9 protein-coding genes and 1 pseudogene are annotated in these 10209 nt (G+C 68.5%); 3 read left to right on the top strand and 7 right to left on the bottom strand.

Annotation, left to right across the window (positions count from 1 at the left end; translation table 11 throughout):
• From AC1DXV_RS26095 to fliF, 6 genes and pseudogenes are all read right to left on the bottom strand, one after another.
• Nucleotides 1-525, bottom strand: a pseudogene (locus AC1DXV_RS26095) (hypothetical protein); the annotation flags it as partial.
• Between the two features lie 65 nt (nucleotides 526-590).
• Nucleotides 591-1067 (bottom strand): flagellar export protein FliJ, encoded by a 477-nt coding sequence (gene fliJ / locus AC1DXV_RS26090; RefSeq protein WP_477874387.1) that lies wholly within the window; start codon nucleotides 1065-1067, stop codon nucleotides 591-593.
• A gap of 25 nt (nucleotides 1068-1092) precedes the next feature.
• On the bottom strand, nucleotides 1093-2517 hold the full coding sequence (gene fliI / locus AC1DXV_RS26085) for a flagellar protein export ATPase FliI (RefSeq protein ID WP_477936283.1): 1425 nt from the start codon (nucleotides 2515-2517) through the stop codon (nucleotides 1093-1095).
• Entirely contained in the window at nucleotides 2514-3293 is a 780-nt protein-coding gene (locus AC1DXV_RS26080) for a FliH/SctL family protein (RefSeq protein WP_477936281.1), read from the bottom strand. Before AC1DXV_RS26080 ends, fliI begins: the two co-directional genes overlap by 4 nt.
• Complete coding sequence (fliG, locus tag AC1DXV_RS26075) at nucleotides 3277-4272, bottom strand: flagellar motor switch protein FliG (protein WP_477868581.1); 996 nt, start codon at nucleotides 4270-4272, stop codon at nucleotides 3277-3279. The genes AC1DXV_RS26080 and fliG overlap by 17 nt, the downstream gene beginning before the upstream one ends.
• 36 nt (nucleotides 4273-4308) lie before the next feature.
• Entirely contained in the window at nucleotides 4309-6006 is a 1698-nt protein-coding gene (gene fliF / locus AC1DXV_RS26070) for a flagellar basal-body MS-ring/collar protein FliF (protein WP_477936279.1), read from the bottom strand.
• A gap of 145 nt (nucleotides 6007-6151) precedes the next feature.
• On the opposite strand from fliF, the gene fliE reads away from it, so the two are divergent.
• Together fliE and AC1DXV_RS26060 are read left to right on the top strand one after the other, a co-directional pair.
• The gene (fliE, locus tag AC1DXV_RS26065) at nucleotides 6152-6478 is read left to right on the top strand and encodes a flagellar hook-basal body complex protein FliE (protein ID WP_047500474.1); all 327 of its coding nucleotides are present in this window, start codon (nucleotides 6152-6154) and stop codon (nucleotides 6476-6478) included.
• A 160-nt stretch (nucleotides 6479-6638) separates the two neighbouring features.
• Nucleotides 6639-6950, top strand: coding sequence for a hypothetical protein (locus AC1DXV_RS26060; protein ID WP_477868587.1), 312 nt, complete (start codon nucleotides 6639-6641; stop codon nucleotides 6948-6950).
• A gap of 13 nt (nucleotides 6951-6963) precedes the next feature.
• On the opposite strand, the gene ettA is transcribed toward AC1DXV_RS26060, so the two are convergent.
• Entirely contained in the window at nucleotides 6964-8628 is a 1665-nt protein-coding gene (ettA, locus tag AC1DXV_RS26055; RefSeq protein WP_477868589.1) for an energy-dependent translational throttle protein EttA, read from the bottom strand.
• 306 nt (nucleotides 8629-8934) lie between these two features.
• On the opposite strand from ettA, the gene AC1DXV_RS26050 reads away from it, so the two are divergent.
• The coding region (locus AC1DXV_RS26050) for a DEAD/DEAH box helicase (protein ID WP_477936277.1) at nucleotides 8935-10209 on the top strand (1275 nt) is incomplete at its 3' end.

Genomic DNA, 10209 nt, shown 5'->3' with positions numbered 1-10209 from the left:
GGCCTGGCCGCCGGGTGCATCACCCGCCTCGGCAGCGCCGGCGTCGGCCTGGCCGCGCGCGAGCTTGCCGCCAGCCTGCGTGTTCGGGGCCGGCAGGTTCAGCCCGGCCAGCCAGTTGCCGATCGACGGGTCGAGCCCGGTCGAGGCATCGGCGCTGTCGGATGCGGTGGCAATGGTTGTTTCAGTGGCCCCGGCCTCGGCGTCGGCCGGGGCCGCGCTGTCGGTGGCCTTCTTGGCCACTTGCGGGCGCTCGGCATCCGCCGCGCGCGCAGGCGCCTGCGCCGCCTTCGGCGCAGCGGCCGTTGGCGGCGTGGCCGGCTTCGGGGTCGGCGCACGCGGTGCGGCAGGCGCCGGTGCCACAGCGGCCGGCGTCGCCTGGGCCTGCTGGCGCTGCTTCAGCATCTGCGAGAAGGCGGTGGCCTGCGGTGCCTCAGCAGATGGCGARGAAGCGGGTGCGGGTGCCGGCGCGACGGCCAGCGGGTTGTTCGCGGAAAAGATCGGCAAGGACGACGACACGGCGGACATGGAAGTGCCTGGGCGTTGATTCAGCGGTGGATCGGAAAAACTCGGCCAACTCGGATGCCGGCGCGTCAGGCCGCCGGCGAAGCACCGGCCTGGCTCAGCCGGTTCCACGCGGCGCGCGCAGCGAACTCGTCGGTCTGCTTCTGCTCGCGGCGGTCGGCCACCAGGCGCAGCTCCTGCAGCCGGCGCTCCAGCAGCTTGCGCACCGAGGCGACGCGCATCTCCTGCTCGCGCAGCAGCTGCAGCATGCGCTCGACGCGACCCTGCGCATGCGTCACGACGCGCTGCTGCTGGTCGATCGCCAGCGTCAGCCGCTGCATGAAGCCCTGGTAGTGCTGCATCACGTCCATCGTGTTGCTGCGGCTGAACTGCTCGCGAAAGCGCGCCTCGTACTCGCCGCGGTAGCTCGTCAGCTGCTCGGCCTGCGCCAGTGCCGCGGTCTGCGCATCGGTCGCGCGGCGCGATTCGGCCATCGCCGCATCACGCTCGCGTTCGGCCTGGCCCAGCAGCGCCATCAGCGGCTCGATCGATCGGTCGTTGCTCATCGAGGTACTCCTTCAATCGTCGTGATCACCCGCCGAACAACTTGCGCAGGTCGCGCACGCTGTTGTTCAGGCTGGCCGGTTTGTTCATGCCCTGCTGCAGCAGCTCGACCATCGGGCCGTGCAGCTTGACGGCGGCGTCGAGCTCGCTGTCGTGGCCGGGCGAATACGCGCCCAGCTGGATCAGGTCGCGCGCCTTCGTGTACTTCGCGCTCAGCTGGCGGAAGCGCCGCGCCGCGTCGATGTGCTCCTGCGGGCTCACGTTGTTCATCACCCGCGAGATCGAGCGCTCGACGTCGATCGCCGGGTAGTGGCCGGCCTCGGCCAGCTCGCGCGACAGCACGATGTGGCCGTCCAGGATGCCGCGCGCCGCATCGGCGATCGGGTCCTGCTGGTCGTCGCCTTCGCTCAGCACGGTGTAGAACGCGGTGATCGAGCCGACGCCATGGATCCCGTTGCCGCTGCGCTCCACCAGCTGCGGCAGCTTCGCGAAGCAGCTCGGCGGGTAGCCCTTGGTCGCCGGCGGCTCGCCGATCGCCAGCGCGATCTCGCGCTGCGCCATCGCGAAGCGGGTCAGCGAATCCATCAACAGCAGCACGTGCTGGCCGCGGTCGCGGAAATGCTCGGCGATCGCGGTGGCGTAGCTCGCGCCCTGCAGCCGCGTGAGCGGCGGCGCATCGGCCGGCGCGGCCACCACCACCGAGCGGCGCAGGCCCTCTTCGCCGAGGATGTCCTCGATGAATTCCTTCACTTCGCGGCCGCGTTCGCCGATCAGGCCGACCACGATCACGTCGGCCGCGGTGTAGCGCGCCATCATGCCGAGCAGCACCGATTTGCCGACGCCGGTGCCGGCGAACAGCCCGATGCGCTGGCCGCGGCCCACCGTCAGCATCGCGTTGATCGCGCGCACGCCGGTGTCCAGCGGCTGGCGGATCGGGTCGCGGTCCATCGCGTTGATCGGGCGGCGGATCAGCGGCTCGTTGTGCACGCTGCCGAGCGGGCCCTTGCGGTCCATCGGCATGCCCTGCGAATCGACGACGCGGCCGAGCAGCCCGTCGCCCATCGGCAGGTGCAGCGTGCGGTCTTCGCTGCGCCGCCATTGGTGTTGCGTCGCGCCCAGCAGCAGCGGCACGATCGGCGACGGCCGCGGCACGACGCGCGCGCCGCTCGCCAGGCCGTGGATCTCGCCGGTGGGCATCAGGTAGGCGCGGTCGCCCGAGAAGCCGACCACCTCGGCCAGCACCGGCGGCTGGCCGTCCATGCGCACCTCGCAGACCGAGCCGACCGGCACGCGCAGGCCGGCGGCCTCGAGCACCAGCCCGGCCACCCGCACCAGCGTGCCCTGGGTCTCCAGCGGCATCACGTCGGCCGAGAAGTTCTTCAGGTCGCCCAGATAACGTTGCCACTTGTCTGCGGCGGCGACCGCCTTCGATTCATGCGGCGACGTGATCATGCGGCGCCCCCGTTCGCTTCGATCTCGGGCAGCGGCGCTTCGTCGCCTTCCCACTCCTGCTCGCAGCCGAGCGAGGCAGCGACCCGGCGCCAGCGTGCCTCGAGCGTCGCGTCGATCACGCCGATGTCGGATTCGACCAGGCAGCCGCCGCGCAGCACCTCGGCGTCGGACAGCAGGCGCGCGCCGCGCGCGGCCAGCACGTCGGCCGCCCCCTGCGCGACCAGCGCATGGTCGTCCGGGTGCACGCGCACGGTGATGTGACGGGCGCTCAGCAGCAGCGTGTCGACCGCCTCGGTCGCGACCACCGCGACCAGTTCGGGCTTCATGCTCAGCTCGCTGCGCACCATCTGCTTGGCCAGCTGCGTCGCGGTGACGGCCAGCGCGCGCGCCATGTCCTGCTGCAGGTCGTCGAGCTGCTGGCCGAAGCCCTGCACGATCGCACCGACCTGCGCGGTGACCTGCGCCGCATAGCTCTGCTTGAAGCCGTCGAGCGCGACCAGGCCGTCGCGGTAGCCGTCTTGATAGCCGGTCTGGCGCACCTGCTTGAGCTGCGCCATCAGTTCGTCGGCCGGGTTCGGCGGCGGCGGGGCCGGCGGCGCGGGGCGCTGCACGCCGGCGGCCGACGCCTCGGGGCCGCCGGACAGCGAGCCCGGGTTCCACGCGGCGAACGAGCTCAGCTCCTCGCGCGGGATGAAACGGCTGTAGTTGCTGGTCGGCTTCGCGCCGGCCGGCGGCGGCACCTGCCGCGGGCCGTTCGGCTTAGAGGAACTGGTCATCACCGCCGCCTCCGAGCACGATCTGGCCTTCGTCGCTCAGGCGACGCACGATCTTCAGCATTTCCTTCTGCTCGGCCTCGACCTCGCTCACGCGCACCGGGCCGCGCGATTCCAGGTCTTCGCGCAGCGTCTCGGCGGCGCGCGTGGACATGTTGCGGAACACCTTCTCGCGCATCTCCGGCGTCGCGCCCTTCAGCGCGATCACCAGCGATTCGGACTGCACTTCCTTCAGCACCAGCTGGATGCCCTTGTCGTCGACCTTCTCCAGGTCGTCGAAGGTGAACATGTTGTCCATGATCTTCTGGGCCAGCTCGTTGTCGGCCTCGCGCACGTAGTCGAGCACCGCGGTCTCGATGCTGCCGCCCAGCAGGTTGATCATCTCGGCCGCGGTCTTCACGCCGCCGAGCGAGGCCTTGCGCAGCTTGTCGCCGCCGGCCAGCACCTTGCTCATGACGTCGTTCAGGTCCTTCAGCGCCGACGGCTGGATGCCGTCGAGCGTGGCGATGCGCACCACCACCTCGTTGCGCTGGCGCTCGGTGAAGCACTTCAGCACCGACGAGGCCTGGTCGAAGTCCAGGTGCACCAGGATCGCCGCGACGATCTGCGGGTGCTCGTTGCGCAGCAGCTCGGCCACCGAGCTCGCATCCATCCACTTCAGGCTCTCGATGCCGCTGGTGTCGCCGCCCTGCAGGATGCGGTCGATCAGCAGGTTGGCCTTGTCGTCGCCGAGCGCCTTGCGCAGCACGCTCTTGATGTATTCGTCGTTGTCGGTGACGAGCAGGCTCTGCTCCTGCGCCTGGTTCGCGAAGCGCTCCAGCACCGTCTCCACGCGGTCGCGCGGGATGGTCTTCATCCGGGCGATGGTCTCGCCCAGGCCCTGCACCTCTTTCGGCGTGAGGTGCTTGAACACCTCGGAGGCTTCCTGCTCGCCGAGCGACATCATCAGGATTGCCGCGTCTTCCAGACCCTTGGTGTCCATCGTGTTCTGTTCCGTCGTTCTTGTGATGGCCGGGCGTCAGGCGGCTTCGCCGCTGACCCAGTCGCGCACGATGCTGGCCACTGCGGCGGGGTTGTCCTTGGCGTAGGCGCGGGCGGCGATCAGCGTCGGGCTGATGCGCGGCGCCTCGAGCATCGGCAGCTTCGCGTCGGCTTCGTGGCCGAGCTTCGGCAGCGACTCGGCGTCGTCGACCATCGCATTCAGCGTGTTGCCGCGCGCATCGGCCGGCGACACCGGCTGCGGCAGCGCCGCCTTCAGCGCCGGGCGGATCAGGCCGAACACGATCACCATCGCGACCAGGGCCAGCGAGGCCGGCACCGCGGCGGCGCGCAGCATGTCCAGCGTCTGCGGCTGCTTCCAGATCGGCGTGGTGTCGGGCTCGATCTTCTCGATGCGGAACGGCGCGTTGATGACCTTCACCGAGTCGCCGCGCTCCTGCTTGAAGCCGATGCTCTCGCGCACCAGCACGTTGAGCTTCTCGATCTCGTCGGGCGTCAGCGGCACGGTGGTGGTCTTGCCCTTGGCATCCGTCACGCTGCGGTGGTTGACGACMACGGCGGCGTTCAGGCGCTTGACGGTGCCGGTGGCGTTGCGCGTCACGCGCACGGTCTTGTCGATCTCGTAGTTGGTGACGGCTTCCTTGCGGCTGTTGGTGTTGCTGGCGGCGCCGTTCTGCGCGGTCTGCAGCGGCTGGGCGGCGCCCGTCACCGGGGCGGTCGCCGGCACCGGCGGCTGGTTCGACGCGGCCCCGGGGATGCCGGTGGCGCCGGCGCCGCTCTGGCCCATCTGCTCGCTGCTCTGCTGGCTGCGCACGCTGGCCTGCGCGTTCTCGCCCTGGTTGGGCTTGAACTCCTCGGCGGTGGATTCGACCTGCGAGAAGTCGACGTCGGCGGTGACCTGCGCGCGCAGGTTGTCGCGGCCGATCACCGGCTCGAGGATGTCGAGGATGCGCTTGTTGTAGCTGGCCTCGATCTGGTTCACGTACTGCAGCTGCTGCGCATCGAGGCCGGCACCGTTGGTGGCTTCGTTGGCGGCCGACAGCAGCGTGCCGGTCTGGTCGAGCACGCTGACGGCCTTCGGGTTCATCTCGGGCACGCTGGACGACACCAGGTGCACGATGCCGGCGACCTGCGAGCGGTCGAGCGTGCGGCCGGGGTGCAGCGTCAGCAYCACCGAGGCGCTGGGCTTCTGCTGTTCGCGGAAGAAGCCGTTCTGGTTCGGCAGCGCCAGGTGCACGCGGGCGTTCTGCACGGCCGACATCGCGGTGATCGAGCGGGTCAGTTCGCCTTCGAGGCCGCGCTGGAAGGTCAGGCGTTCCTGGAACTGGGTCTGGCCGAACTTGGCGCCGTCCATCAGCTCGAAGCCGACGATCGAGCCCTTGGGCAGCCCGGCCGACGCGAGCTTCAGGCGCAGGTCGTGAACCTGTGCCGACGGCACCAGGATCGCGCCGCCGCCATCGGAATAGCGGTACGGCACGTTCATCTGCGACAGCTGGGCGATGATCGCGCCGCCATCTTTCTCTGACAGGTTGGCGTACAGCACCTTGTAGTCGCCCTGGCTGCTCCACAGCGTGATGGCCGCCAGCACGGCGATCAGCGCCGCGATGCCGAGGCCCAGGCTCGCCTTGCTCCTGGCGGGCAGCGCGGCCAGGCGCGCGCCGAAACCGGCCGGGGCGGCAAGCTGGTTGGCATTGGCAAGGGTGACCGCGTTGTCCATGTTGTTCGCTTGAGGTAGACGGGCACAGGCCGCCTGAATGAAGCGATTATTTGGAAACTTGAGGTTTCAATTGCGTTGAACAGCCGGGGAAAGGGCCCGCAGTTCGCCCCATCCGACTTCAGGGTCTTGTCTACAGTTCGATCCCATGGACGTCACCCTCAAGCCCTTCAACTTCGCACAGGCCGCGGCTCGTGCGGGGATGAACCCGAACGGCACGCCGCTGGTCAACAGCAGCAAGGCCACCGAGGGCGCGGGCTTCCAGCAGGCGCTGACGCAGGCGCTGCGCTCGGTGAGCGATTCGCAGCTGAAGTCCGACGAGATGCAGCGCCAGGTGTCGCTGGGCAACCCGACGGTCAGCCTGGAGGAGACGATGGTCGCGATGCAGAAATCGCAGATCGGTTTCCAGGCCACGCTGCAGGTGCGCAACCGGCTGGTGCAGGCTTACTCCGACATCATGAACATGTCGGTGTAACGCGCTGTTTCAATGTCGTCGCGACAGGGTTCCGTGACGGAGTAGACGATCCACGGTCACCCCCCATTCGCGTGTACCCGAAGGCGCAAGCGCCGGAACTTCGGGACAATCGGTGGTTGCCATCCGATGCCGTTGCGGCATCTCACCGTTGGACTGCTGTTTGAAATCCGCGTTTGCCATTCCAGGGCTGCTCGCCGCAACCCTCGTGACCTGCCTGCCCGCCCATGCCGACGATGCCGTCGAGCAGATGGTGGCGGGCATCGATGCCGTCCTCTACGTCTGCACGCCGATCGACCCGAAGAGCATGAAGCCGGGGCAGGAGATGCTGCAGCAGCTGGCGGCCAAGACCAAGTCGGACCTGTCGGCCGTGCGCAAGAGCGACGGCTACCGCGCCACCTACAACTCCGAGCTGAACCGGATGCTGTCGATGCCGGCGAAGGACAAGCTGGCGACCTGCCAGCGAGCCTTCTGACCGGCGCAGGCCCTTACTTCAGCGCCTTGTAGCGCAGCCGCTTCGGCTTCGCGCCCTCTTCGCCCAGGCGGCGCTTCTTGTCGGCCTCGTACTCCTGGTAGTTGCCGTCGAAGAACACCCACTTCGAATCGCCTTCGCAGGCGAGGATGTGCGTCGCGATGCGGTCCAGGAACCAGCGGTCATGGCTGATCACCATGATGCTGCCGGCGAACTCGAGCAGCGCGTCTTCGAGCGCGCGCAGCGTTTCGACGTCGAGGTCGTTCGACGGTTCGTCGAGCATCAGCACGTTGCCACCCTGCGCCAGCGTCTTCGCCAGGTGCAGGCGCCCGCGCTCGCCGCCCGACAGGCTGCCCACCAGCTTCTGCTGGTCGTTGCCCTTGAAGTTGAAGCGGCCGATGTAGGCGCGCGACGGCATCACGAACTTGCCGACGATGATGTTGTCGAGCCCGCCCGACACGTCCTGCCACACGGTCTTGTCGGCTTCGAGCGATTCGCGGCTCTGCTCGACGAAGGCCATCTTCGCGGTCGGGCCAACCTTCACGGTGCCCGAATCCGGCTGTTCCTTGCCGGCGATCATGCGGAACAGCGTCGACTTGCCGGCGCCGTTCGGGCCGATGATGCCGACGATCGCACCGGCCGGCACCTTGAAGCTCAGGTCGTCGATCAGCACGCGGTCGCCGAAGCTCTTGCTGACGTTGCTGAACTCGATCACCTCGTGGCCCAGGCGGTCGGACACCGGGATGAAGATCTCGTTGGTCTCGTTGCGCTTCTGGTAGTCGACGTCGCTCAGTTCCTCGAAGCGGGCCAGGCGCGCCTTGCTCTTGGCCTGGCGGCCCTTCGGGTTCTGGCGCACCCACTCCAGTTCCTTCTTCATCGCCTTGGTGCGCGCGTCCTCGGTCTTCTGCTCCTGCTCGAGGCGCTGTTCCTTCTGGTCGAGCCAGGTGCTGTAGTTGCCCTTGTACGGAATGCCGCGGCCGCGGTCGAGTTCAAGAATCCATTCGGCGGCGTTGTCGAGGAAGTAGCGATCGTGGGTGATGGCCACCACCGTGCCGCTGAAGCGGCTCAGGAACTGCTCCAGCCAGTCGACCGACTCGGCGTCCAGGTGGTTGGTGGGCTCGTCGAGCAGCAGCATGTCGGGCTTGGACAGCAGCAGGCGGCACAGCGCGACGCGGCGCTTCTCGCCGCCCGACAGCTTGCCGACCACCGCTTCCCACGGCGGCAGGCGCAGCGCATCGGCCGCGATCTCGAGCTGCAGGTCGGTGTTCTCGCTGCCGGCGGCGGCAATGACGGCTTCGAGCTCGGCCTGCTCGGCGGCGAGCGCGTCGAAATCGGCATCGGGCTCGGCGTATTCGGCATACACCTCGTCGAGGCGCTTCTTGGCGGCCAGCGAGCCGCCCAGGCCCTCCTCGACCGCTTCGCGCACCGTCTGGTCGGGCGCCATCACCGGCTCCTGCGGCAGGTAGCCGATGCGCAGGTTGGGCATCGGCGTGGCCTCGCCTTCGATGTCCTTGTCGATGCCGGCCATGATCTTCAGCAGCGTGCTCTTGCCGGAACCGTTCAGGCCGAGCACGCCGATCTTGGCGCCGGGGAAGAAGCTGAGGGAGATGTCCTTGAGGATCTGGCGCTTGGGCGGGACGATCTTGCCCACGCGGTTCATCGTGAATACGTACTGAGCCATGGCGTGTGGTCCTGGAGAGCGGGAAGAGCGGGAGGTGAAGCGGGAATGGCCGGCCGCAGACCGCGGCGCCAACGGCGTATTGTCGCCGCTCCGCGAACCGCCCCGCGGGAGTGCCCGGATGAGGCCGGCCGAGACCCGGCAGTTCCGGCGATGAAATCGCGTTCAGCAGGTAGAATCCGCCCACCAGCGCAGACACCAGTCACTTCGCTGCCGTCATCCCTGACCTGAGCCTCGCGCTCACCTCATCGTCTGCCTGCGACTGGCGCCGAAGTACTCGGCGACGGGCCGATCTCCTGATGGATCCCCATGTCTTTTGACACCCTCGGCCTGTCCGAGCCCCTGCTGCGTGCCGTTCACGAACAGGGCTACACCGTTCCCACTCCCATCCAGGCACAGGCCATCCCGGCCGTGCTGTCCGGCGGCGACCTGCTCGCCGGCGCCCAGACCGGCACCGGCAAGACCGCCGGCTTCACGCTGCCGATGCTGCAGCGCCTGTCGGCCAAGCCGGCGGTGCGCGACGCACGCGGCAAGCTGCCGATCCGCGCGCTGATCCTCACGCCCACCCGCGAACTCGCGGCGCAGGTCGAAGAGAGCGTGCGCACCTACGGCAAGTACCTGCAGCTCACCTCGATGGTGATGTTCGGCGGCGTCGGCATGCAGCCGCAGATCGACCGCCTGCGCAAGGGCGTCGACATCCTGGTGGCCACGCCCGGCCGCCTGCTCGACCACCACCAGCAGCGCACGCTCGACCTGAGCCACGTCGAGATCTTCGTGCTAGACGAAGCCGATCGCATGCTCGACATGGGCTTCATCCACGACATCAAGAAGGTGCTGGCCATCGTGCCGGCGCAGAAGCAGAGCCTGCTGTTCTCGGCCACCTTCAGCGACGAGATCAAGACGCTCGCCGACCGCCTGCTGAACAAGCCGGCGCTGATCGAAGTGGCGCGCCGCAACCAGACCAACGACGCGATCGCGCAGAAGGTGCATCCGGTCGGCCGCGAGATGAAGAAAGAGCTGCTGACGCACCTGATCAAGTCGAACGACTGGAACCAGGTGCTGGTCTTCACGCGCATGAAGCACGGCGCGAACCGGCTGGTCGAGCACCTGCTGAAGCAGGACATCAGCGCGATGGCGATCCACGGCAACAAGAGCCAGAGCGCGCGCACCAAGGCGCTGGCCGACTTCAAGACCGGCGACCTGCAGGTGCTGGTGGCCACCGACATCGCGGCGCGCGGCATCGACATCGACCAGCTGCCACACGTCGTCAACTTCGAGCTGCCGAACGTGCCCGAGGACTACGTGCACCGCATCGGCCGCACCGGCCGCGCGGGTGCGCAGGGCGAAGCGGTGTCGCTGGTGTGCGTCGACGAGAACGGCTTCCTGCGCGACATCGAGAAGCTGATCAAGCGCGAGATCCCGAAAGAGAACGTGCCGGGCTTCGAGCCGAGTGCCAATGAGCGTCCCGAGCCGATCGTGCTCGGCCGCATGGTGATCGGCGAAGGCGCCGGCCGCGGCGGCCATCGGCATGCCGGCGGTGGTGGCGGTGGCGGCCGCGGTGCAGGTGGTGGCGGTGGCCATGGC

The sequence above is a fragment of the Rhizobacter sp. P3_C12 genome, assembly GCF_056402735.1.
The sequence above is the reverse complement of the archived record's forward strand: the minus strand, read 5'-3'. Positions and strand labels throughout refer to the sequence as shown.

What these genes read in the sequence shown, in the direction of transcription:
- fliJ (WP_477874387.1), bottom strand. Translation starts at nt 1,067, where the DNA reads ATGAGCAACGACCGATCGATCGAGCCGCTGATGGCGCTGCTGGGCCAG.
- fliI (WP_477936283.1), bottom strand. Translation starts at nt 2,517, where the DNA reads ATGATCACGTCGCCGCATGAATCGAAGGCGGTCGCCGCCGCAGACAAG.
- AC1DXV_RS26080 (WP_477936281.1), bottom strand. Translation starts at nt 3,293, where the DNA reads ATGACCAGTTCCTCTAAGCCGAACGGCCCGCGGCAGGTGCCGCCGCCG.
- fliG (WP_477868581.1), bottom strand. Translation starts at nt 4,272, where the DNA reads ATGGACACCAAGGGTCTGGAAGACGCGGCAATCCTGATGATGTCGCTC.
- fliE (WP_047500474.1), top strand. Translation starts at nt 6,152, where the DNA reads ATGGACGTCACCCTCAAGCCCTTCAACTTCGCACAGGCCGCGGCTCGT.
- ettA (WP_477868589.1), bottom strand. Translation starts at nt 8,628, where the DNA reads ATGGCTCAGTACGTATTCACGATGAACCGCGTGGGCAAGATCGTCCCG.